Source organism: Chryseobacterium sp. JV274, assembly GCF_903969135.1.
In the GTDB taxonomy this organism is placed as follows: Bacteria; Bacteroidota; Bacteroidia; order Flavobacteriales; family Weeksellaceae; genus Chryseobacterium.
This window is the reverse complement of the sequence record NZ_LR824569.1, coordinates 2,022,410-2,043,293: the sequence shown is the minus strand read 5'-3', so window position 1 is coordinate 2,043,293 and position 20,884 is coordinate 2,022,410. Positions and strand designations below refer to the sequence as shown.

General features: G+C 36.1%; 27 protein-coding genes. 14 read left to right on the top strand and 13 right to left on the bottom strand.

Features of this window, described 5'->3' with window-relative positions; genetic code table 11:
* Window positions 1–98: 98 nt before the first annotated feature.
* The 3 genes from CHRYMOREF3P_RS09515 to CHRYMOREF3P_RS09505 all read left to right on the top strand — a co-directional run bounded on the left by CHRYMOREF3P_RS09515 (window position 99) and on the right by CHRYMOREF3P_RS09505 (window position 2,743).
* A complete protein-coding gene (locus tag CHRYMOREF3P_RS09515) occupies window positions 99–1,274 on the top strand; it encodes an aspartate aminotransferase family protein (RefSeq protein ID WP_180565763.1) in 1,176 nt (391 codons plus the stop codon).
* A gap of 188 nt (window positions 1,275–1,462) precedes the next feature.
* Window positions 1,463–1,849 carry an START-like domain-containing protein gene (locus CHRYMOREF3P_RS09510; protein ID WP_034696870.1) on the top strand — a complete coding sequence of 129 codons (387 nt, stop codon included), beginning with the start codon at window positions 1,463–1,465 and terminating at the stop codon, window positions 1,847–1,849.
* 78 nt (window positions 1,850–1,927) lie between these two features.
* Window positions 1,928–2,743 carry an aminotransferase class IV gene (locus CHRYMOREF3P_RS09505; protein ID WP_180564484.1) on the top strand — a complete coding sequence of 272 codons (816 nt, stop codon included), beginning with the start codon at window positions 1,928–1,930 and terminating at the stop codon, window positions 2,741–2,743.
* An 86-nt stretch (window positions 2,744–2,829) separates the two neighbouring features.
* On the opposite strand, the gene CHRYMOREF3P_RS09500 is transcribed toward CHRYMOREF3P_RS09505, so the two are convergent.
* A complete protein-coding gene (locus CHRYMOREF3P_RS09500) occupies window positions 2,830–3,411 on the bottom strand; it encodes an N-acetylmuramoyl-L-alanine amidase (RefSeq protein ID WP_180564483.1) in 582 nt (193 codons plus the stop codon).
* Window positions 3,412–3,512: 101 nt separating this feature from the next.
* Complete coding sequence (locus CHRYMOREF3P_RS09495) at window positions 3,513–4,061, bottom strand: YqgE/AlgH family protein (protein WP_077419157.1); 549 nt, start codon at window positions 4,059–4,061, stop codon at window positions 3,513–3,515.
* A 24-nt stretch (window positions 4,062–4,085) separates the two neighbouring features.
* Here CHRYMOREF3P_RS09495 and pdxH point away from each other — a divergent pair, with 24 nt between their 5' ends.
* On the top strand, window positions 4,086–4,727 hold the full coding sequence (gene pdxH / locus CHRYMOREF3P_RS09490; protein WP_077419158.1) for a pyridoxamine 5'-phosphate oxidase: 642 nt from the start codon (window positions 4,086–4,088) through the stop codon (window positions 4,725–4,727).
* A gap of 246 nt (window positions 4,728–4,973) precedes the next feature.
* Here the strand turns inward: pdxH and CHRYMOREF3P_RS09485 are convergent, their stop codons facing one another.
* On the bottom strand, window positions 4,974–5,264 hold the full coding sequence (locus tag CHRYMOREF3P_RS09485; protein ID WP_002976900.1) for an HU family DNA-binding protein: 291 nt from the start codon (window positions 5,262–5,264) through the stop codon (window positions 4,974–4,976).
* Between the two features lie 399 nt (window positions 5,265–5,663).
* Here CHRYMOREF3P_RS09485 and panD point away from each other — a divergent pair, with 399 nt between their 5' ends.
* The 8 genes from panD to CHRYMOREF3P_RS09445 all read left to right on the top strand — a co-directional run bounded on the left by panD (window position 5,664) and on the right by CHRYMOREF3P_RS09445 (window position 13,084).
* Entirely contained in the window at window positions 5,664–6,014 is a 351-nt protein-coding gene (gene panD / locus CHRYMOREF3P_RS09480; protein ID WP_047386679.1) for an aspartate 1-decarboxylase, read from the top strand.
* A 3-nt stretch (window positions 6,015–6,017) separates the two neighbouring features.
* Window positions 6,018–7,046, top strand: coding sequence for a lysylphosphatidylglycerol synthase transmembrane domain-containing protein (locus CHRYMOREF3P_RS09475; RefSeq protein ID WP_077419159.1), 1,029 nt, complete (start codon window positions 6,018–6,020; stop codon window positions 7,044–7,046).
* Window positions 7,047–7,223: 177 nt separating this feature from the next.
* A complete protein-coding gene (locus CHRYMOREF3P_RS09470; RefSeq protein ID WP_047378867.1) occupies window positions 7,224–7,799 on the top strand; it encodes a TerD family protein in 576 nt (191 codons plus the stop codon).
* Between the two features lie 29 nt (window positions 7,800–7,828).
* The gene (locus tag CHRYMOREF3P_RS09465; RefSeq protein WP_077419160.1) at window positions 7,829–8,506 is read left to right on the top strand and encodes a TerD family protein; all 678 of its coding nucleotides are present in this window, start codon (window positions 7,829–7,831) and stop codon (window positions 8,504–8,506) included.
* An 85-nt stretch (window positions 8,507–8,591) separates the two neighbouring features.
* Entirely contained in the window at window positions 8,592–9,230 is a 639-nt protein-coding gene (locus CHRYMOREF3P_RS09460) for a vWA domain-containing protein (protein WP_180564482.1), read from the top strand.
* Between the two features lie 17 nt (window positions 9,231–9,247).
* Window positions 9,248–10,291 carry a TerY-C metal binding domain-containing protein gene (locus CHRYMOREF3P_RS09455; protein ID WP_180564481.1) on the top strand — a complete coding sequence of 348 codons (1,044 nt, stop codon included), beginning with the start codon at window positions 9,248–9,250 and terminating at the stop codon, window positions 10,289–10,291.
* Window positions 10,291–11,568 carry a protein phosphatase 2C domain-containing protein gene (locus CHRYMOREF3P_RS09450; protein WP_180564480.1) on the top strand — a complete coding sequence of 426 codons (1,278 nt, stop codon included), beginning with the start codon at window positions 10,291–10,293 and terminating at the stop codon, window positions 11,566–11,568. The genes CHRYMOREF3P_RS09455 and CHRYMOREF3P_RS09450 overlap by 1 nt, the downstream gene beginning before the upstream one ends.
* A 4-nt stretch (window positions 11,569–11,572) precedes the next feature.
* On the top strand, window positions 11,573–13,084 hold the full coding sequence (locus CHRYMOREF3P_RS09445) for a helix-hairpin-helix domain-containing protein (protein WP_180564479.1): 1,512 nt from the start codon (window positions 11,573–11,575) through the stop codon (window positions 13,082–13,084).
* A gap of 175 nt (window positions 13,085–13,259) precedes the next feature.
* Here CHRYMOREF3P_RS09445 and CHRYMOREF3P_RS09440 read toward each other — a convergent pair whose 3' ends face one another.
* The 9 genes from CHRYMOREF3P_RS09440 to CHRYMOREF3P_RS09400 all read right to left on the bottom strand — a co-directional run bounded on the left by CHRYMOREF3P_RS09440 (window position 13,260) and on the right by CHRYMOREF3P_RS09400 (window position 19,350).
* Window positions 13,260–13,700, bottom strand: a complete 441-nt coding sequence (locus CHRYMOREF3P_RS09440) for a GNAT family N-acetyltransferase (RefSeq protein ID WP_077419165.1) — start codon at window positions 13,698–13,700, stop codon at window positions 13,260–13,262.
* A 139-nt stretch (window positions 13,701–13,839) separates the two neighbouring features.
* A complete protein-coding gene (locus CHRYMOREF3P_RS09435; protein ID WP_180564478.1) occupies window positions 13,840–14,208 on the bottom strand; it encodes a hypothetical protein in 369 nt (122 codons plus the stop codon).
* Window positions 14,165–14,344 carry a hypothetical protein gene (locus CHRYMOREF3P_RS09430; RefSeq protein ID WP_180564477.1) on the bottom strand — a complete coding sequence of 60 codons (180 nt, stop codon included), beginning with the start codon at window positions 14,342–14,344 and terminating at the stop codon, window positions 14,165–14,167. The genes CHRYMOREF3P_RS09435 and CHRYMOREF3P_RS09430 overlap by 44 nt, the downstream gene beginning before the upstream one ends.
* Window positions 14,345–14,357: 13 nt before the next feature.
* Window positions 14,358–14,879 carry a 3'-5' exoribonuclease domain-containing protein gene (locus tag CHRYMOREF3P_RS09425; protein ID WP_180564476.1) on the bottom strand — a complete coding sequence of 174 codons (522 nt, stop codon included), beginning with the start codon at window positions 14,877–14,879 and terminating at the stop codon, window positions 14,358–14,360.
* Window positions 14,880–15,084: 205 nt separating this feature from the next.
* On the bottom strand, window positions 15,085–16,284 hold the full coding sequence (gene tyrS / locus CHRYMOREF3P_RS09420) for a tyrosine--tRNA ligase (RefSeq protein ID WP_180564475.1): 1,200 nt from the start codon (window positions 16,282–16,284) through the stop codon (window positions 15,085–15,087).
* Window positions 16,285–16,750: 466 nt separating this feature from the next.
* Window positions 16,751–17,350 carry an NAD(P)H-dependent oxidoreductase gene (locus CHRYMOREF3P_RS09415; protein ID WP_180564474.1) on the bottom strand — a complete coding sequence of 200 codons (600 nt, stop codon included), beginning with the start codon at window positions 17,348–17,350 and terminating at the stop codon, window positions 16,751–16,753.
* A gap of 75 nt (window positions 17,351–17,425) precedes the next feature.
* A complete protein-coding gene (locus tag CHRYMOREF3P_RS09410) occupies window positions 17,426–18,244 on the bottom strand; it encodes a helix-turn-helix domain-containing protein (protein ID WP_180564473.1) in 819 nt (272 codons plus the stop codon).
* A 10-nt stretch (window positions 18,245–18,254) separates the two neighbouring features.
* Window positions 18,255–18,752 carry a GNAT family N-acetyltransferase gene (locus tag CHRYMOREF3P_RS09405; protein ID WP_180564472.1) on the bottom strand — a complete coding sequence of 166 codons (498 nt, stop codon included), beginning with the start codon at window positions 18,750–18,752 and terminating at the stop codon, window positions 18,255–18,257.
* On the bottom strand, window positions 18,730–19,350 hold the full coding sequence (locus tag CHRYMOREF3P_RS09400) for a TetR/AcrR family transcriptional regulator (RefSeq protein ID WP_180564471.1): 621 nt from the start codon (window positions 19,348–19,350) through the stop codon (window positions 18,730–18,732). The genes CHRYMOREF3P_RS09405 and CHRYMOREF3P_RS09400 overlap by 23 nt, the downstream gene beginning before the upstream one ends.
* A 100-nt stretch (window positions 19,351–19,450) precedes the next feature.
* Here CHRYMOREF3P_RS09400 and CHRYMOREF3P_RS24260 point away from each other — a divergent pair, with 100 nt between their 5' ends.
* Window positions 19,451–19,585, top strand: a complete 135-nt coding sequence (locus CHRYMOREF3P_RS24260) for a hypothetical protein (RefSeq protein ID WP_257468984.1) — start codon at window positions 19,451–19,453, stop codon at window positions 19,583–19,585.
* Complete coding sequence (locus CHRYMOREF3P_RS09395; RefSeq protein WP_077419172.1) at window positions 19,585–19,944, top strand: hypothetical protein; 360 nt, start codon at window positions 19,585–19,587, stop codon at window positions 19,942–19,944. The genes CHRYMOREF3P_RS24260 and CHRYMOREF3P_RS09395 overlap by 1 nt, the downstream gene beginning before the upstream one ends.
* 266 nt (window positions 19,945–20,210) lie before the next feature.
* Here CHRYMOREF3P_RS09395 and CHRYMOREF3P_RS09390 read toward each other — a convergent pair whose 3' ends face one another.
* Window positions 20,211–20,831 (bottom strand): hypothetical protein, encoded by a 621-nt coding sequence (locus CHRYMOREF3P_RS09390; RefSeq protein WP_180564470.1) that lies wholly within the window; start codon window positions 20,829–20,831, stop codon window positions 20,211–20,213.
* Window positions 20,832–20,884: the final 53 nt, after the last annotated feature.

Below are 20,884 nucleotides of genomic sequence, written 5' to 3'. Positions count from 1 at the left end.
CCTTGACATGCTCAGGGGTAATTTTTTTATTAAAGTCGGATAATTTCTGCATGTGCCGAATCTTTTATAGCTTTGCTGAAATTTTGGAGACAATGGAAATGCAAAAAGATTTTTTTATATATCAGGCTCAAACCACAAAATTTGCTGCAGGTTTTGAAGTTGAAAAAGCAGAAGGAAGCTATATTTATGGTACAGACGGGAAAAGATATCTTGACTTTGTAGCAGGAGTTTCTGCCAATACGCTGGGGCATTCACATCCTAAGATTGTGAATGCAATCAAAGAACAGGCAGATAAATACCTTCATGTAATGGTGTATGGAGAATATGCGCAGGAAAAACCTATAGCGCTATGCAGACTGCTGGCGGAAGCTACTCCGGATCCATTAGAAGTTACCTATCTTGTAAACAGTGGTGCTGAGGCTATTGATGGAAGCTTGAAGCTGGCAAAACGATATACAGGCAGAGAAGAAATTGTTTCCTTTAAAGACTCGTATCACGGAAATACCCATGGTGCTTTGAGTGTTTCAGGAAATGAAACTCATAAAAGAGAATTCCGTCCCTTATTACCGATGGTTTCTTTCATTGAATTTAATAATGAAAAAGATTTCGATAAGATTACTGAGAAAACAGCATGTGTCATCCTTGAAACCATTCAGGGAGCCGCTGGATTTCTGGTTCCTGCTAACGACTATCTGATCAAACTGAAGAGAAGATGTGAAGACGTAGGTGCTCTTTTGATTTTAGATGAAATTCAACCCGGATTTGGAAGAACAGGGAAACTATTTTCTTTCGAACACTTTGGAATCGTTCCTGATATCCTGGTGATGGGGAAAGGAATGGGAGGAGGAGTTCCTGTAGGAGCTTTTATGAGTTCCAGAGAAATTATGGAAAGCTTATCACATTCACCAAAGCTTGGGCATATTACTACTTTTGGCGGAAATCCATTGATTGCAGCGGCAAGTTACGCTACTTTAAAGGAAGTGCTGGACAGCGGGCTTATGAATGAAGTGGAAAAAAAAGAAAAATTGTTCAGAGAACTTTTAGTTCATCCTAAAATTAAAAATATTAATGGTAAAGGCTTAATGCTTGCCGTGAATCTCGGAACTCCAGAATATACACTGGAAGTGGCCAAAAAATGTATGGAAAACGGACTTGTTGTTTTCTGGCAGCTGTACAGAAATGAATACCTGAGAATCTCACCACCTCTTACATTATCTGAAAATGAAATCAGAGAAGGATGTCAGATTATTCTTGATATACTGAACGAAAATTAAAGATAAAATCTCTCCGGAAAGGAGAGATTTTTTTATGCTTTACATGACAATTTTAGCCAGTAAAAATTAATGGAATAAGGATTTAAATCCTCTGATAAATATCATACCGATTCTTTAAAAAAGTAATTGTTTTTTTGCGTAATAAAAAAATTAATTTATATATTGCGGGACGATAAAACAAAGATTATATGGCGAAACATAAAGTCCATTACGAATTTCCAATGCACTGTTTATCAGAGATTTTATATGAATATCTGGCGACTGCAGAAGGATTGTCTGAATGGTTTGCGGATGAGGTAACAGAGAAAGGCGATGATTTCTTTTTTAGCTGGGGTGGAGGCCCTGCTGAGAAGGCTACTTTGATCAGATATAAGCCTGAAGGTTTCGTGCGTTTCAGATGGGAAGAAGATGAAGGAACAAAAAATTTCTTTGAAATGACTATCACAATTGATGATATTACAGAAGATCTGGCTTTAAATATTACAGATTTCTGTGAAGAAGGTGATGAAGAGGAAAATGCAATGTATTGGGAAAATCTTATTGAGAACCTGAGAATAAAACTGGGTGCGGCATAATACCGGGCTATATTAAATGATAAAACTGATGAACGATTTATCGTTCATTATTTTTTTGTAAATAAATCACATCAAAAATTGGAAAATCAATATTTTACATCAGACGAGTTAAATGTAAAGAACAGAGCCTTCCTTTGGGGCGACTCAGTGAAAGTTTCTTTCTTTGTAAGAAATGGTGGATTGATCATGGACGAAGAATGCTATTTTTTCCTGATGGCTTCCATGAGAAAGATGAGAATGAATATTCCTCTGACTTACACCCTGGAATTTTTCCAGACACTTTTTCAAAAAGAAATTATTGAAAGTAAAGGAGTAAAGAACGGAATTATCAATTTCCAGGTGTTCAGGAATAATGACGGCGTAACATTGGCAAAATCTTCTGTTTCCTATTTTTACGAAATTTCAGAAATGACAGATATACTGGCAGTTCATGAAAGACCTTTAGAATTGGATCTGATTAAAGAAATTAACGTTAATAACAACCTTCTGAGCAATATCAGGGTTCACTGTCCGGAAAATATCTACGGAGCGATCTATGCTCAGGAAAATGACCTTGATGACGTTATTCTTCTGAATCCAAATAAAAGAATAGCACGTACTACTGCCGGAAATCTTCTTTTTTTAGAAGGTGACATTATCAAAGTGCCAAAGCAGACTGAAGGAGCTTACATTTCTCCTTTGATGGAAAATTTTGTTACTTTTTTACATAAAAATAACCTTGCTGATATTCAGGAACACGAGATTATTGCATTCGAGTCTCAGAAAGCTGAAGAGATTTTAATGATTTCTGAAGAGAAAGGTATATTTTCTGTAGCTAAGATAAGAAATAAGACTTTTGAAAACTCCCGTTTCTCAGAATTGGTAGAAAGCTGGAAGAAAAGTTTTAATCAATAAAAATTGACAAACCCGGTAAACAACAAAGTTCCAGAAGTCCTTTACCGGGTTTTATTCTGATTAAATCAGAAATTGTTTTTTTTTATTTAGTATTCGTTGATGATTTCAACAAATTTCTGTGCGATTTCTTTTTGCCCTTTTTCACTCGTTATATAATTTCTGTTTTCAGAATTATTGATGAATCCAAGTTCTACCAATACGGCAGGTGCTTTCGTTTCTCTTAAAATATGAAGATTACTCTCCGATATTTTACGGGCATTGAATTTCTTGTAAATTTTTCCGGCTAATTCCTTTGAAACATCAGAATTCTGAGTATACACTTCAAATCCGTTATCAGATCTCTCTTTTTCAGGAGACGTATTGACATGGAGTGAAATAACCATTTCAGGATTAAGTTTATTGATCTGATCTGTTCTTTCGGAAAGAGTAGGATAACTGTCAGAATCCCTTGTCAGAACGATTTGATATTTATTCTGGCTTTCATTGATCTTCTGGATTTCCTTAGCAACACTTAATGAGATATTTTTTTCACGAATTTCACCATGTGTAGCCCCAAAATCATTTCCACCATGACCGGCATCTATGACAATGTATTTTTTGTTAATTGGGCTAAATGATAAAAATGCGGTAGAAAATATTGATAAAGCAAGTAATGTAATACCTTTCATATCAGTGATTTTAGTTTTTCAAAGAACGGAAAAACTTTCTTTAAAATTGGTTAAAGGAATCTTAAAGTTTGTTAATTGTCTGATTGCCATGAAAATGGTACTTAATTCAGCGAAATATCTTCAGGTGAATTGGCCCAAAGAAGAAATTCTCCCCCAAGGTTCTGCATAATCGATTTCCAAAGACTTTGGTCATTGGGCAGCGTATAGTCAAGGTTATAAACATCCACTACCGTCCACATTTTTCTTTGAACTTCGGTATCAAGCTGGCCTGGCGACCATCCGGAATAGCCTGAGAATATTTTGATGTGTTCAATATCCAGTTCGCTGCTCAAAATAGCATTTATAATACGTTCGATATCTTCTGTAAGATAATATTCATCTGCGATGTCTGTATAGATTTCAGTAACTCTTTTACCTTTTACAATAAAAAACACTTTGTCGTTTTCCACCGGACCTCCATCATACACCTCAATTTTAAAGTCAAAAAAATCTTTGAACTTGCTGCTCATCTGGCTGTTCTTTTTATTCAGTATCAAACCAAATGCACCACTTTCATTATGTTCAACAACCAACACTACCGATCTTGAAAAAATATCGCCGGAAATGTCAGGTGTCGAGATTAATATTTTACCTTTGTATGAGTGATTCATACTCAAATTTAATAAAAAATATTTATGGAAAACCTGCACGACAAAAGAAAAGTGTACGATAAATCCCAACTTATTGAAAGTGAGATAAAACAAAATCCAATCGAGCAGTTTAGAGACTGGTTTTTGGAGGCCAGTGAGAGCCCGATGATCTCAGAATCCAATGCTATGGCTGTTTCCACAGTAGAGGAAGATGGATGTCCGAGAACAAGAATGGTCCTTCTTAAAGCATATACCCATGAAGGTTTTATTTTCTATACCAACTATGACAGCCGAAAAGGAAAAGCAATAGAAAGCAATCATAAAGCATGTCTGCATTTCTTCTGGCCTAATCTTGAAAGACAGATCATCATCAAAGCAGATCTTGAAAAACTGGCAGAAAACTTAAGTGATGGTTATTTCCATTCAAGGCCGAAAGGGAGCCAGCTGGGAGCTGTAGTTTCTCCGCAGAGTCAGGTGATTCCCAACAGAGAGTTTTTGGAAGGAAAATTAAAAGAGCTGGAAAAGGAATATGAAAATACCGAAGTTCCAAGACCTTCCAATTGGGGTGGATATCTGGCAAGACCTTATGAGATTGAATTCTGGCAGGGCAGACCCAACCGTCTTCACGACAGAATTATTTATCAGCTGGAAGATCTGGATTGGAAAATTTCAAGACTGGCACCGTAATGAGAGTTTAGAAGCCAGATGTTAATAATTTTTTTTAATGATACTGACATCCTGAAAATATACACTTAGTAATATCAAATAGAAGCGGGCTAAAGCCCGCTTATTTATTTGTATCAATAATAAGTGGCTTTAGCCAACTTAATAATTCTTAATCGCTTAAAATTGCTTAATGGTTCAATTTCTTTATTGAATACAAAAAAAGGCCGTTTCTAAGAAACAGCCCTTGAATTTTTTTAATCTGAATGATTATTTTTTCTTAGCACCTGAAACTGCATTTGATAAATCAGCTCCAGCTTTAAATTTAGCAACTTTTTTAGCAGCGATCTTGATCGGTTTTTTAGTTGCAGGGTTAATCCCTTGTCTAGCAGCTCTCTCAGCTACTGAGAAAGTACCGAAACCTACTAAAGATACTTTTCCATCTTTTTTCTTTAAAGTAGTAGTTACGTTACCAATGAAAGATTCTAAAGCAGCCTTTGCTGCAACTTTAGTGATACCTGCATCTTTAGCGATTGCGTCGATTAATTCAGACTTGTTCATAATTTTTAATATTAAAGTTAGTTCGTAATTATAGCAAATATAATACTATTTTCTAATTGTGCAATTTTTTTATTAAAACTTGTAAGATTTTTTTGCTTTTTGGTGAAATTGGTTGAAATATGATAATTCAACTTTTCACAGAAAATCTACGTTACGCGTTACTAAAATCATGCCAAATGCTTATGCTTATTGACTTTAGCAAAAAGTTAATATTGTTTCTTGTATTTATTAAATCCTAAATTAAGTATAAACATTTAATTTTTTTAACCATATGATTATTAAATTTATAAGTAATCCTCAGAATCCTTGTGTTTTATAAAATTAAACCCTTGTGTTTGTGGGAGTTTTTAAATGATACTAAAGACCTGTTTTATTAATTTTTATTAATAAATTTGCACCATGCTAATAGAAGTTTTCAAGTCAAAGATTCATAGGGTGAGAGTAACTGCCTCTGACCTTAATTATATAGGAAGTATAACAATAGATGAAGATCTTATTGAAGCTGCCGGTCTGGTAGTAGGAGAAAGGGTCTATATTGTGAATGTGAACAACGGAGAACGTTTTGATACGTACGTTATCAAAGGAAAAAGAAAATCCGGAGAAGTATGTCTGAATGGGCCTGCAGCAAGAAAAGTACAAAAAGATGACATTATCATCGTTATTGCTTATGCGCAGATGACCCCGGAAGAGGCTAAAGACTTTCAGCCGAAGATTGTTTTCCCGGATGAAAAAACAAACCTTCTTACCTAGGACATGGAGAAAACATCAAAAAGTCCGGTAAAATCAATATTAACAATAGTAATATCGCTTGCTTTTGCAGGCTTTTTTTTATGGCTTGCTTTAAGAGGGCTTGATTTTAAAGTCATTCAGAAGTCACTGGCGAAAGCGAATTACCTATGGGTGCTGTTTGCATCTGTATTTGGCCTTCTTGCTTATTGGTTTAGGGCAATTCGTTGGAATCTGATGCTTGAACCCATGGGATACAAAATTTCAAATTCAAATTCTCTTTGGTCAATATCATTTGGATATCTGATGAACCTTACCATTCCGAGAAGTGGCGAAGTGGCAAGAGCTACGGCTCTGTATGGAGTAGAAAAAGTACCTGTGGACAAATCTTTTGGAACGATCATTTTGGAAAGAGTGGTGGATCTTATATGTATGCTAGGTTTTTTAGGATTGACTTTATTGTTTAAATATGATGCAATTCTGTCATTCTACAAAAATTCCGGAATAAATATGAATCCTAACAAGATTTTACTGGTCCTTTCAATTCTGATTGTAGGAACAGTTTTATTTTTTGTATTCAAGAAGAAACTTTCAGGAATTCCGTTTTTAGGAAAAATTGTCAACTTTATTGATGGAATTTTTCAGGGATTAACTTCCATCTTTAAACTAAAAGAAAAAGGAAAATTTATCCTTTATACATTAGGAATCTGGATTTGTTATTATTTAGCTGCCTACCTGGTTTGTTTTGCCCTTCCTGAAACATCCGCATTTACTTTTGCAGACGGTTTCTTTATTATTGTAGTAGGAACATTGGGAATGATTATTCCTGCCAGTGGAGGTATTGGAGCTTATAACCTTGCCATGAAGTATGGTTTTATGGCTCTTTTTATATCAGTAGGAAAAAGTGCTGACTTCGGGGGTGAAATGGGATTGACCTATTCCTTTATTTCTTTACCGCTGCAGATTGTTATTATGCTGGTGATGGGACTGATTTCTATTCCTATGCTGGCCAAAGCAAGAAATGCTGCCGTTTCGGATAAGGGGTTTGAAAATTAATTTAATATTCTTTTTAACAATACAAGGTTCAATTTTTTAATTGAACCTTTTTTTATGGCGATTTGTGACTTAAATAGCTTTAGTTGGGCTTTGTAGATCATTTTTTACTAAATAAATTTGGTCAATTCATAAATCACTTCTATCTTAATGCGGAAAATAATCATAATATAAAACACTATGGCAATTAATCTACAGAAAGGACAAAAAATCGATATAGGATTGACGAAAATGACGATTGGATTAGGTTGGGATCCCAATGAAGGAACCGGCTACGATTTTGACCTGGATGCTTCTGCAATCATGATTGATTCTGACAGAAAATTAGTAAGCGAAGAATATTTTGTTTTTTACAATAACCTGAATTCTCCGGACGGAGCACTTACCCATACAGGTGATGATCCCAATGGTAAAAACAGTGATGGTGACGATGATGAAGCAATCGTAATAGATCTTGATAAAGTAGATTCAAGAGTGGAAGAAATTCTTTTCGTAGTAACCATAGAAGATTTTGAAAGAAGAAGACAGAATTTCGGACAGGTAAGAAATTCTTATATCAGAGTTGTTGATAATCATTCAAACCAGGAAATTGCAAAATATGAGCTGGATGAAGATTTCTCCATTGAAACCGGTGTAGAGTTCGGAAGGCTGTACAAAAGAAACGGAAGCTGGAAGTTTGAAGCCTCTGGGATAGGATACAGAGCAGATCTTGGCTTTTTCCTGGAGAAATACTATAAAGGACAGATCATCAAATAAAAACACCCAAATACACAAAAACGATAACTATGGCAATTAATTTACAGAAAGGACAAACGATAGATTTAAGAAAGAATGACCGCGGAGAAAGCGTTTATGATCTTTCAAAAGTAACCATTGGTTTAGGATGGGATGTGAGAAAACAAGGTGGAGGATTCTTTGGAAAACTGTTCAGTAAAGAAGCCGAATATGACCTTGATGCAGTGGCTTTCCTCTTAGATGGCAACGGCAAAGTAGCAAATCTTGGAAGAACCGTACAGACCAATGACGGAAGACAGATGGGGCTTTATCAGGGAGATGTGATTTTCTTCAATTCTATGCAGCATCCAAGCGGAAATGTATGGCTTACAGGAGATAACAGAACTGGAGCGGGAGATGGCGATGATGAACAGATCATTGTAAAACTGGATCAGCTGGATCAGAGTTATCAGAAAATTGTATTCCTTGTTACCATTTATCAGGGAAAAACGAATAATCAGCACTTTGGAATGATCGAAAATGCATTTATCCGGGCGGTAGATGCTACAGGAAAAGAAATTACAAAATACAGCCTTTCCGGAGATTCTAGTATGAACGGAATGTGTGCAATGGTTTTTGCAGAAGCATACCGTCATAATGGAGACTGGAAATTCCGTGCTGTGGGTGAGCCGCATCATACAGATAACTTTATAGATATTCTGAAACAGCAGTACGCTTATTCCAATTAGATTCTTAATTTTTATCAAACCAAATAAAAGCCGGCTTGGAAGTCTTCGACTTCCTCCGCCGGCTTCAGAATAAATATTTGTCATAATGAGCAGGAGATTATTAGCTTATTTTTTATTAGATACTTCAGGTTCTATGAACGGGGAGCCTATTCAGGCACTGAATAACGGATTCAACGGATTGATCAGTATGCTTCGTGCAGATCCGCAGGCGATGGACAGCCTGCATCTAAGCGTCATTACCTTCGATAGAGAAGTTAAAAATATTATTCCTTTAACAGATCTGGCCAGTTTTTATCCCATGGAAATTACCTGCCCGGACAGTGGCCCAACCCATACGGGAGCTGCTCTGGAAATGGTTTCAGGATTGGTGCAGAAAGAAGTTGTAAAAGAATCTGCCGAAGCAAAAGGAGACTGGCAGCCACTACTTTTTATATTTACGGATGGGAAACCTTCAGATATCCAGAAGTACAGACAGATGATTCCTGTAATCAGAGGACTGGAGTTTGGTGCCATCGTAGGTTGTGCAGCCGGTCCGAAAGCTGATGAACAGTTTTTGAAAGAACTGACAGATCATGTAGTAAAGCTTGATACTACAGATGCTATTACCCTTTCTTCCTTTTTCAAATGGGTGAGTTCTTCCATTACACAGGGAGGACAGTCGCAGAATACGGGAGAAAATATCACATTACCTCCGCCACCATCGGAGCTTACTATTATTATTTAAAAAATTGTCTTTACAACATGAGAAGACTGCCTATTTATTTTTTAGTAGACATCTCCGAATCTATGGTTGGAGAACCTATTGAGCAGGTACAGGAAGGTATCGCTAATATCATCAGGGACTTAAAAAAAGATCCGTATTCACTGGAAACCGTTTATATTTCCGTTGTAGGTTTTGCAGGAGAAGCCGAAGTGATTACTCCATTGCAGGATATTATCAGCTTTTATCCTCCTAAAATTCCAATCGGGAGCGGAACCTCACTTTCCCAGGGTTTGATCAAAGTAATGGATTGTATTGACAGGGATATTGTGAAAACCACCTATGAAAGAAAAGGTGACTGGAAACCTATCGTTTTCCTGTTTACTGATGGTGTTCCCACTGATGATGCCACCAAAGCCATTGAGAGGTGGAATAACAAGTACAGCGGGAAATCCAATACAATTGCCGTATCTATAGGTGAAAATACAAACTATAAACTGCTCGGTTCATTAGCCGATAATGTATTGCTGTTTAATAATTCTGATGAGAATTCTTATAAAGAATTTTTCAAATGGGTAACAGATTCTATTAAAACGACCAGCCAAAGCGTAACAGAAGCCAAAAAAGAAGGAATCAACCTTTCTAAGATTGATTCCCATATTCTTGAGAAAGTAGATCCTGAAATGGAACAGAGATTTCCGGATAACAATTTTGTAGTATTGAACGGAAAATGCCAGGAAACTGAAAAGCTTTATCTGATGAAATTTAAAAAAGCATTTGCAGAATCCAGCATACCGGGAATGGCAACAAGATATTACAGACTGGACGGGGCTTATAAAATTGATGAAAAAGCCTACTACAGACTTTCTTCAAATCAGAAAACCCTTCTTAAAATCAATATTGAAGAGCTGGATGGAGGAACTTCATGTCCTCACTGTGCCAATCCCATTGCGTTGGCAACATGTTCGTGTGGCGGAATTCACTGTCTGAGGGGAGAAGGATACAGCAAATGTCCATGGTGTGGAACTTCGGATTACTATGGGTTTTCCGGTGGAGGATTTGATATTAACAGAACTTTGGGTTAATGATGGGTAAATTTTTCCGGAAATCAGCCGGTGAATCTAAACCGAAGACTGTGGAACAAGCTGTTATTTATAAAGAAATAGAAGAATTCAAAGAGGTTCATTGGGTATTGAAGAATGCCAGTGCAAAACAGTTCTATGAATTTCACCTTGACATGGAAGATTTTCCGAACATAAAAATTCAGAATATCAGTGGCCTCGAAGAAACGGAACTTACCTTTGAAAATGATACAATCTCAGGAACTCCGGTTACCAACAATATGTATCATCTGGATGTTCAGTTTTATCATATTCATGATCAGAAGCAGATTGAAACTAAAAAAGTACAGCTCTTTGTAAACGCAGATCCGAAAGACTTGTGGAAAAATATTCCAAGCGATAGAAATGCCGTTTTTTATAAGTCGGAAGAAGATTCATTCAAAGGTTCATTTTCAGACAAAAAAATTGTTGTGGCTTCCAAAAGAGGACGTTCTCACGCCCATGAAGGGAAATTTCGTGAAGATGATTTTGCAGTGAATAACCTTCCTGGAGACTGGAATATTGTTTCTGTTTCAGATGGAGCAGGTTCGGCAGCGGCTGCAAGAGAAGGTTCAAGATTGTCAACAGCAACGATCAGTCAGTTTTTCAATTCGCAGGAGATTTTAAGTGGAATTGAAAGCAGTATTGATGGGATGTATGGTACTGAGGCTTCCATTGGAGAACGCTCAGAGGCAGAGCAAAATATCAAAAATATTTTATCAGAAAGTGTTGCAGAAGTGTATCAGACATTAGAAAAAGCGGCGATAGAAAATGTTCTGTCCGTAAGTGATCTGCATGCTACGCTGATTTTTACATTACTTAAAAAGTTTAGTTTCGGGTATGTGATTCTTAGTTTTGGAGTGGGAGACTGCCCGATTAATCTTATCGATCCTGATTTTTCTGAAGTAAAACTTTTAAATCAGATGGATGTGGGTGAGTTTAGCGGAGGTACCCGTTTTATCACCATGAAAGAAATTTTCAACGATCAGATGGATTCCCGTTTCAGAATTACCTGTGTGGATGATTTTTCCTATCTCGTGCTGATGACTGACGGTATTTATGATCCGAAATTCATCACCGAAAATAAACTGGAAGATACAGAAAACTGGAAATTGTTTTTTGAAGACCTGGCCGGAAACAATGATGACCGTACAAAAGTTGATTTTATCAACGATGAAAAAATTCATGAAGAACTTTTAATATGGAGCGATTTCTGGAGCAGAGGAAATCACGATGACCGTACATTGGCAATAATCTATTAACACCATGAAAAAGACCATTAAGGTTGTTTCTGTCCTGGACACAGCCAAATCCTATGAATATGTAGATGAAACCCCTATCCGGGGTGGCATGAAAGATGTTTATTTTTCTCCTGATAAAGACTATGTGGTGGCTTTTTACCGGAATCCGCTGGATGAAGGGCAAAAAGAAAGAATCATGAGAATTGTTTCTACCTATCTGCAGAGTATACAGAATGGTAATGCTTCTGAGTACTTTCTGAATGAAATATTCAGGTGGCCTTACGATATTGTTGAAAGAAATAAACTCACAGGAATTGTGGTTCCTGTTTACCATAATAAATTCTATTTTGCGAAAGGATATATCGGGTCAGAAAATATTCAGGGACAGGATAAAGTGGGAAAGTGGTTTACGGCTCCTATGTTCAGGAATCAGCAGTATCCGTTGAGACTGGATCAGTCGGAGCTGGGAGATTGGCTGAGTTATTTCCAGATTGCAGTCAATATCAGCAGAGGAGTGAAAAAACTGCATCAGATGGGGTTGGCACATTCTGATTTATCTTACAATAATATTCTGGTAGATCCTGTTACAAAATCTGCCTGTATTATCGATATTGACGGTCTGGTTGTTCCTAAACTCTTTCCGCCGGAAGTGATAGGAACTGCAGATTTTATTGCTCCTGAAGTTTTAAAAACAAAACATTTAAGCCTTCAGGATCCGGGAAGACATTTGCCCAATCAAAAAACAGATCTGCATGCCCTTGCTGTTCTGATTTATATGTATCTGCTAAGAAGACATCCGCTGCGTGGGGGAAAAATCTGGGATCTGGATTCCGAAAAAGATGAAATTCTGTCGATGGGAGAAAAAGCTATGTTTGTGGAAGATCCGGAAAATCTATCCAATCATGTAAAAGCTGATCATCTCCGGAAATGGGATGCATTCTGGGCTGATCCTCAAAAGATTCCTTATACCATAACCGGGCCCTATATTTCGGATCTTTTCAGAAAAACCTTTATAGACGGATTGCATGATCCCATCAGGCGTCCCACAGCCAATGAATGGGAAGCTGCGCTGTTGAAAACCGTAGATCTGATACAGCCTTGTTATAATTCCGGCTGTACCGAAAAATGGTACGTCTTTGATAATACAAGCAGTCCCAAATGTCCGTTCTGCGGAACACCACATCAGGGAACCTTACCCGTTTTAGACTTATATTTTAAATTTGATGATGAGGTATGGAAACCTGAAAATCACAGACTGATGGTCTATCATAACCAGTATCTGTTCAAATGGCACGTTTCCAGAAAGGTAATACGCAATGAAAACCTGACGATGCAGGATAAAATGCCTGTAGGATATTTTACGTTCCACCAGGGAAGATGGGTATTGGTCAACCAAAGCTTATCAGGAATGAAAGATGTCACAGAACAGAAAGAAATTCCACCTGGTTCTATGGTTGAACTCACTGATGGTAAAAAAATACTGTTATCTGCAGAAGAGGGTGGAAGGCTCATCTACGTGACGATGGCGAATCACTAAAAACTAAACTATAATCAAGACTTGATTCAGGGAGTATCCTTCTGAATGGAATGTAGTGAAGAATCTCATATGCTGTTTATGTATGAGATTCTTCCTTCGTCAGAATGACAAAAATCAAATTATTTCATCAAAGGAAACATTCAACGGCTTTAGCCAAAATTTTAAAAAAAATTATTTACTGCCTTTCCGTTTCCATAAAATAGGAATACTCATCTTCCCCTGTAATCTTAAACCCAAGACTTATATAAAGATGCTGTGCCTTGTTGGTTTTTAAAACACTTAATGATACCGTTTTCCCGGCTAATGAAGCTTCCTCCAGAATATCTGACAAAATCTTTTTTCCAAGACCTTTACCTTGTTGGCTGGGATCAATCTGAAGTTGCAGAACCTCAATGTTGGTAAATGTTCGGTCTACTTTTAACAGTCCGACGGGTTGATTGTCTAAAAGAATAATATCAGCTTTTTCAAACTGGTACAGAACTCTTTGCAGGGTGGTATCTCTGTCGGTAGAAAGTCCTGAAGTTTCATAATGAGGATTCATGGTTTTCATTCTCAGATCAAGAAGATAATCGATGTCGTTGTCAGTAGCTTTTCGGTAAATAAGGGAAGTACTCATATTTTTTGGAATTCCAATTTTAGGCTATATCAGCATTAATAAGACTCTAAGATAAGAATTTTTGGATTTTTTTGCATCAATTCTGGATTTCATTTCTATAGATTTCCGGAAGAAAGAATAAGAATGGAGAACAGAATGACTACCGATCAAGAATTTTCTTTGTGACCCAAATTACATAATCGTTGAAGAGCAGAAAATCTTCTGAGCAGATACTGATACCCGACTGATAATTCTTCAGCATGCTAATGGGGAAGAACTCAGTGTAATTTTCGTATTGATGCATATAGCCATAATATGCTGCAGCATTAGGAAACTCGTAAAGCCAAAAAATTCCTAAATATTGATATAATGTTTCAAAATATTCATTCCTTGCTTCCCAGGAATCATGATAAAAGAGAGGCTCAATCTGACTTCTAAAGAACAACGTGATTTCCAGCATATCGTCAGGAGTAATACTGTTGATATCATTTGATGGTCTCCAGTATTCTATCGAAGCTGATTTTATCATTATTCAGAGCCTTTCTTCTGTCATTAATATAACCTCTGAATGTCTGGGTATGATACATTCTATGCCGTAGATCCTCATAAAGATTCACTGCCGCCTTTTCATTGTCAAACATATAAATTGAAGTATCTTTTCCCATAAGTTGATAAAGGCTATTTAAAACTTATTTTCAGTCCCATCTCTTCTTTCATGTAGAGCAGAACCTCAGCATTTCCTCTGGCATCATCTACCGGATTGTGGGTATGTTCGGTTTTACGCAGATGTTTCCATTGGGCAAAAGTATCTTTTTCCAGTCCGCAATAAAGATCAGAAAGTCTTCTCGAAGAAAAGCCAAAAGGATTCCGTCCGATAAAATGATGGAAATACCAGCAGATAAACATCCAGTCGAAACCATTATTATCACTGATGAATATCGGTCTGCCTTTAGAATGTATTTTAATCCAGTTTTCAAAAGCAAGCATTACCTTTTCCGGATCATCAAAATTCATTGTTTCTTCTCTGCTGAAACCGGAAACCGCTAAAGCATCAGGGTTAAATTTTTCAGAAATAGGCTTCAGTTTTCCATAAAAAGTGGTGTCCAGTTCCTCATTCACAAGTACTGCTCCGAAGCAGACCATGGAAAAATCTCCTGGAATCGGGCCGTCTGACTCTATGTCTACCATGATGTAGCTCATTGGAAAATAGTTTTTAGAAAACGAAGATATTGAAATAAGTTGAAGGATGGAAGATGGGAGAGGGAAGCTGGAAGTTATTTTTGGACTGTAAGGAACTTCTGTATTTTTTAATTTTAACTTCTGTTTAAAAAATATTCCTATCAAAAAACTTTATAAGTTCATCGTCTTTCAAAAACTTCCCTCTTCCAGCTCCCATCTTCTCGCTTTATATCAGCTCAAAAAAGCCCCTTTTCCCGATCTTTATTTTGGTTTGAGGGATCAGTTCCATTTCTTCATTAGAGTCCGTTATTTTACTGTTATTGATTTGAATTCCTCCATTCTCAATCAGTCTCCGGATCGCCGATTTGCTGAGGTCACTTTTAAGCTGATGGCAAAGTTCCACAAGAGATACTTTATTTTGGCTGTTCTTCAAAGAACCTATAGAAACAGGCTCATACACTTTCTCTTCAAAATTTTTATTCTGAAACTGATTGATAAAGAATTGTTCCGCATTTTCTGCTGAAGCAACGTCATGGTATTGACTGATGATATTTTTGGCAATGAGTTTTTTAATATTCATAGGATTTTCGCCTTCTGCCATTTTTGAAACAAGAATCGTTTTTTCTTCCACTGAAAAATCTGTGGCCAGGTTGATAAACTCCTCAATCAAAGCATCGGGAATCGACATCGTTTTTCCGAACATTTCATTCGGCCCATCTGTCAGGCCGATAATATTGTTCAGGGATTTGCTCATTTTTTCCTTTCCGTCCAGACCTCTCAGCAATGGCATACACATGACGATCTGTGCAGGCATTCCGTGCACCTCCTGAAGCTGTCTTCCCATGGTACAGTTGAAAAGCTGATCTGTACCACCCATTTCGATGTCACACTCAATTTTTACAGAATCAAACCCCTGAAGAATTGGATATACAAGTTCATGCATGGCAATAGGAGTGTTTTCTGTAAATCTTTTATTAAAATCATTGCGGTGCATCAATTGAGCAACAGTTACTTTTGATAACAGCTGGATAACCTCTGAAAAGTCAAGCGCATCCAACCAGTCAGAATTAAACACAATCTTTGTCTTCTGAACATCAATGACCTTGGAAAGTTGATTGATATACGTCTGGGCATTATGCTGTACTTCTTCAGCACTTAAAGGTTTTCGGGCTTTATTTTTCCCTGTAGGATCACCAATTCTTGCTGTAAAGCTTCCTACCACTATAATGATCTGATGTCCCAGATCCTGAAATTGTTTCAGCTTTTTTAATACTACTGCATGTCCCAGATGCAGATCCGGAGCAGTAGGATCAAACCCCAGCTTGATAGATAGTTTTCTCTTTTCCTCTTTGGCTTGTGTAAGTTTTTCTTCCAGCCCATTTTCAGGCAGAATGATAGCCACATTTTCTTGTAATAAATGGATCATGTTGAATAGTTTTAAAATGAGAAAACCCGGACAGGTACTGTCCGGGCTCTATATATACGTTAGATTATTTTATTGAATTACAGATATAGAAAGTCTTCCCGAACGATAGCTCGGAGCATAATATTCACTGAAGAATGGAAGACGTAGTATACTGTTTAAATGTTTCATAATGTTGTCATTATACAGGAATTTCCTGAAGATCCAATATTTAAACCATTAAGACGTATTGCAGGGTTATAACAAGATTTGTTTTTAAGAAAAAACTTAACCATCCATCTATCTTAATGGCTTAAAATAATGGTTCAAAACAATTTTACTTGCGGTTTTTGAAGCTAATTTCATGCCATAAATCTCTTAAAAGCAAAATACAGGATAAAGATGTGAAAACTGTTTTTTATTATTTTCTTTGTCAGTTTATAGGTGTTGATTAATAAAGAGTTAATGGCTTGTTTAACAGTGTTTATTTTTATGAATTATTAATAATTAAGGCATATTCAGAATATAAGTTTTTAATTTGCTCTTTCCAGATCTCAAGATTTTCTGAAGTCGCTTTATCTGCTTTATCAAAAAATAAATGTCTGATGATTTCCAGCCCGGAGTAGATAAAAATTCCGTTATCAGAAGTTAAAGCAAGTGCTTTATCCATATCTGTTTTTTCATATTCTTCATGAGATTTTCCATGGGTATTGATAATCACGGTTTTTTTACCAGTCAGAAGCCCTTTCTGTATACCATGATCATAGCGGTAGGCAAAATCATAACTGAAAACACGGTCTATATAGCCTTTCATCATTGCAGGAAGACCTGTCCACCATATAGGATAAATAAAAGTAATCTGTTCTGCCCATGAAATATACTCCTGCTCAATTCTTATATCATCTGATATTTTTCCCATGCGTTGTCCCTGCATATCAGACAAAGAAAGTACAGGATCAAAACCTATGGTATAAAGATCTCTCACAATAAATTCCTCGTTCCGGGACTGAAGGATTTCAACAACCGTATTTAAAAGATTGTGATTTAAACTGTTCTCATTAGGATGTGCATAAATTATTAAATGTCTCATTGTTTTTCTTGTTAAGATTAATGAGACAAAAGTATCAGGATGTACTTTTCAAAAATTGTAAGAAAACGAAACGTGCTATTTAGACTTTGGATTACAGATTTCCTGCTGAAATTTTAAATACTGAGCAGGCGAGATGTTCATAAAATGTTTGAAATCATGAATAAGCTGGCTTTGATCATAATAACCGCATTCATCAATGATAGTAAACCATTTCACTTTATTCTGCTTTCCGGTTTCCTCTTCAATGATTTTTACAGCTTTTAAAAAACGGCTATAGCGGTTAAGTTCTTTCAGAGAATATCCAAATTGCTCTTTCTGTTTGCGCTGAATATTTCTTTCAGTCTGCTGAGTTTGTTCTGCAATCACTTTAACTGGATTTAAGAGGTTATTCTCAAAACAGCTCAAGAGCTTGCTGGTAGTATCCTGATGCTGAAGATAAGGTCTGCAGAATTCAATAATATGATTCACTTGTTCTGTAGTTGAATCTAGCTTTTTCAGCTTATACCAAAGATCGGTAAAGCAATTTTCCTCCAGCAGTTCATCTGGATGCCTTACCGATTGTTCAATAGGTACTTTTCCAAAAAATCTGAAAAAAGCATCATCTTTAAAATTGGCTACAAGAATAGAACATCCTGCCGGAAGCGTATATTCAAAAGATTGCCTCACGGGACCAAATATCATACATTTATCAACACCAATAATTGTCTTTTCCCGGGTAGACATCGTGGCACTTTCTCCAAAGCAGAATAGCAAAATAGTCTGGTATGTTGGTAAAAGAGTTTTTGTAACCGAGATATCAGAAATATTTTCAGCAAAATAAAAATGAGTAAATACGTTTTCGAATTCCTGAGGAACTGAAATCCTAAACTCATTGTATTCCCGTGGTAATTTCATAATTCAGAAATTAAGAGATGAGTTTTTTTTCCATCTTATAATTGATAAGGGCAATTCCTTTTACATGAACAGTCTGCTCTTCAATCACATGAAAACCAATTTTCTCAAAAAATGGCCTGGCGGTTTTGCTTACATCCGCTGTGAGCAGTCTCTCATCTTGTTGCAGAGCTTCTTTTTCAATTTCATGGTAAAGCATCGCTGCTATTCCTTTCTGTTGATAATTTTTGTGTACAAAAAACAGATCAATATAGTTTCCCTTATCGAGTGTACAGAAACCAACAATCTGCTTTCTGTTTTCAGCAATTAAAACATATTGGCTGCTGATCACATTCATCCATCTTTCCTCGTTCTCAGCACCGGATTTCCATGCTTCGAGCTGTAGGGGATTATAGTCTTTTTTGCATACCTCATCTATAGTAGCTGTAAAAAGCTCCAGCATTTCAGGGAGATCTTTCCTGATCCCTTTTCTGATCGTAATGCTTTGACTATTGGATGTACTGCTGTTCATAAAGCTTTTGCTGTTCTTTATTAAGAAGTGGATAAAAAAGATTCATCTGCAGAAGCGTATAATGCTGTATTGCTTCTTTATGACTGAGTTTTAAGATAAGTCTGTTATGAGTAAGCCAGTTATCTGCAATAATGAAAATCTGTTCAATGAGACAATCTAAGATAAAATGAGGCACATCTTTCTGAACAATATTACTCTTTTGAAGATCTGAAAAGATAAGCTGGAATTCTTCTTTTCTACTGAAATTGATCCCTTCATACCTGGATTCTATTTCAGGAATCTGGTTGAGGATATCTATAAAATTGACAAATATAAAACGGTAAGAATAAAAAATTTCACAGATAGAATAGGTAAACTGATAAAGATCTTCAAGGCTTTTATTCTCTATTTTTTTCATTTGGCTCAGCAGTTCATCCATTTTCAGGATAAGCTCTGAGAAAAGAATTTTAATAATGTCTTCTGAGTGCCTGAAATGATAATGCAGATTGCCCGCACTGATATTGAGTTCAGCTGCAATATGCCTTGTGGTAATATTGTTATATCCCTTGTCATTAAATAACTCCAGCGCTTTAGACAGAATTTTATCCTTGGTCTTCATAGCTCAAAGATAAGAATATAAGAATGGATATAAATCATATTTTTAAAATTAGAACAATTGTTCTAATTTAATATATTTGCAGTATAAAAATCATAGGATAATGGAAGGTAAACCAAAATTCAATTATGAATCAGCAGAAAGTACTGAAAAAGAAAACAAAACAGATCCTCAGGAGGTTATATCCAAAATACTGCAGGTACTTCTTGGGATAATAATGGCAGTACTTCACATGTGATGAAAAAAAGAATTTCATATTGGTTTCTGCTGGGACTGGCAGTCTGGGGAACAATTATTTTACTGAGACGAAACGGAATTTATATTCCCTTTATCAATGATTATGTTACAGATGGTATTACTGTTCCGATGTATTGTTATCTGATAGAATTTACGATGAATTCTATCTTAGGCTATCAATGGAAACCAGATCTGAAATTTGTATTGACGTCAGTACTTTATCTGTCTTTTTTGTTTGAAGTGATCTGCCCGAAACTATCTGAACACTTTACCGGAGATATTTTTGATGTATTTGCTTATTTTGCCGGAGGAATGATATATTATTTTGTTACCGTAAAGAATTTGGCTGTAAGTAAATAAGAAAACCAGCAGTTCTACATCGTAAAGGAGGCTGCTGGCTGTGGTATAGTTTTTATCCTGATTTAATAATTCTTCCTAATCGTGGTTACTGTTTTTCTCAACAGTTTTCTTTCGATTATGTATACAAGACAACTATTGAATCCGGAATGTTACATGAGCAGGATAATATTTTTTAAACTAATAAATTTTAAACAAGGATAAAGAAATTCATTCCAATCATAATGAAAGGGTCATCAAAACAGCTAAAAACGAATGAAAGATTTTTATTACTGCTCGAGTTTAATAATAGAACCTTTGTAAAATTTAGTCTGATCATACAGATCAGCAAAATGATGTTGAAGGTCCGGAATGATTTTTCCGTCAAATTCTTTTGAACCACATTGGTTTTCTGCCAGAAGATATAAAGACTGATTGTCTGGTTTCAGGTACTCACAAAGCATATTATTCTGATGCTGGTTTTTATTGATGATTTCTGTGAGAAATATTCCATAGATCAGAAATTGATTGAAATTTTTGGAGTCCACAATATAATTCATGTCCTGTTTCAGCAGTTTTTCATAGTCTGAAAGAATCTGAAGGAAATTTTCGGCATGAATGGTCGTAGGTATTTCATAAAAAAGATCAATACCATTGATGTAAAGCTGCGTTTTAGCTTCCTCATGATCTGAAGAATACATATTACTAAACCATTGAAAAATAAGCAGAAGTTCCTCCTGAGTAAGCTCTTCAACAGAATCCTTTACCTTGTTTTTAATATTCTCAAGCGTGTCTTTTGCATCAGATGGCAGGAATTTTAGAATATTTTCCTCTTCACGGTCGAGCTTATTGTGCAAATTAATTTTGGCAATAGTTGGGTTGGTTTTGATGAAATAAAGTTCTTCCGCCATAGGTATTTACCAAATAATCTTTTAAAAATGGTTATTGAAAGATACAAAATATG

Coding starts and splice junctions, on each gene's coding strand:
- CHRYMOREF3P_RS09430 (WP_180564477.1), bottom strand. CDS start 14,344: ATGGGAAAAGATACTTCAATTTATATGTTTGACAATGAAAAGGCGGCA.
- CHRYMOREF3P_RS09510 (WP_034696870.1), top strand. CDS start 1,463: ATGGCGAAACATAAAGTCCATTACGAATTTCCAATGCACTGTTTATCA.
- CHRYMOREF3P_RS09425 (WP_180564476.1), bottom strand. CDS start 14,879: ATGAGCTACATCATGGTAGACATAGAGTCAGACGGCCCGATTCCAGGA.
- CHRYMOREF3P_RS09410 (WP_180564473.1), bottom strand. CDS start 18,244: ATGAAATTACCACGGGAATACAATGAGTTTAGGATTTCAGTTCCTCAG.
- CHRYMOREF3P_RS09415 (WP_180564474.1), bottom strand. CDS start 17,350: ATGAGACATTTAATAATTTATGCACATCCTAATGAGAACAGTTTAAAT.
- CHRYMOREF3P_RS09470 (WP_047378867.1), top strand. CDS start 7,224: ATGGCAATTAATCTACAGAAAGGACAAAAAATCGATATAGGATTGACG.
- CHRYMOREF3P_RS24260 (WP_257468984.1), top strand. CDS start 19,451: ATGGAAGGTAAACCAAAATTCAATTATGAATCAGCAGAAAGTACTGAA.
- panD (WP_047386679.1), top strand. CDS start 5,664: ATGCTAATAGAAGTTTTCAAGTCAAAGATTCATAGGGTGAGAGTAACT.
- CHRYMOREF3P_RS09475 (WP_077419159.1), top strand. CDS start 6,018: ATGGAGAAAACATCAAAAAGTCCGGTAAAATCAATATTAACAATAGTA.
- CHRYMOREF3P_RS09515 (WP_180565763.1), top strand. CDS start 99: ATGCAAAAAGATTTTTTTATATATCAGGCTCAAACCACAAAATTTGCT.
- CHRYMOREF3P_RS09440 (WP_077419165.1), bottom strand. CDS start 13,700: ATGAGTACTTCCCTTATTTACCGAAAAGCTACTGACAACGACATCGAT.
- CHRYMOREF3P_RS09455 (WP_180564481.1), top strand. CDS start 9,248: ATGAGAAGACTGCCTATTTATTTTTTAGTAGACATCTCCGAATCTATG.
- CHRYMOREF3P_RS09460 (WP_180564482.1), top strand. CDS start 8,592: ATGAGCAGGAGATTATTAGCTTATTTTTTATTAGATACTTCAGGTTCT.
- CHRYMOREF3P_RS09450 (WP_180564480.1), top strand. CDS start 10,291: ATGATGGGTAAATTTTTCCGGAAATCAGCCGGTGAATCTAAACCGAAG.
- CHRYMOREF3P_RS09435 (WP_180564478.1), bottom strand. CDS start 14,208: ATGATAAAATCAGCTTCGATAGAATACTGGAGACCATCAAATGATATC.
- CHRYMOREF3P_RS09395 (WP_077419172.1), top strand. CDS start 19,585: ATGAAAAAAAGAATTTCATATTGGTTTCTGCTGGGACTGGCAGTCTGG.
- pdxH (WP_077419158.1), top strand. CDS start 4,086: ATGGAAAACCTGCACGACAAAAGAAAAGTGTACGATAAATCCCAACTT.
- CHRYMOREF3P_RS09465 (WP_077419160.1), top strand. CDS start 7,829: ATGGCAATTAATTTACAGAAAGGACAAACGATAGATTTAAGAAAGAAT.
- CHRYMOREF3P_RS09405 (WP_180564472.1), bottom strand. CDS start 18,752: ATGAACAGCAGTACATCCAATAGTCAAAGCATTACGATCAGAAAAGGG.
- CHRYMOREF3P_RS09500 (WP_180564483.1), bottom strand. CDS start 3,411: ATGAAAGGTATTACATTACTTGCTTTATCAATATTTTCTACCGCATTT.
- CHRYMOREF3P_RS09445 (WP_180564479.1), top strand. CDS start 11,573: ATGAAAAAGACCATTAAGGTTGTTTCTGTCCTGGACACAGCCAAATCC.
- CHRYMOREF3P_RS09485 (WP_002976900.1), bottom strand. CDS start 5,264: ATGAACAAGTCTGAATTAATCGACGCAATCGCTAAAGATGCAGGTATC.
- CHRYMOREF3P_RS09400 (WP_180564471.1), bottom strand. CDS start 19,350: ATGAAGACCAAGGATAAAATTCTGTCTAAAGCGCTGGAGTTATTTAAT.
- tyrS (WP_180564475.1), bottom strand. CDS start 16,284: ATGATCCATTTATTACAAGAAAATGTGGCTATCATTCTGCCTGAAAAT.
- CHRYMOREF3P_RS09390 (WP_180564470.1), bottom strand. CDS start 20,831: ATGGCGGAAGAACTTTATTTCATCAAAACCAACCCAACTATTGCCAAA.
- CHRYMOREF3P_RS09495 (WP_077419157.1), bottom strand. CDS start 4,061: ATGAATCACTCATACAAAGGTAAAATATTAATCTCGACACCTGACATT.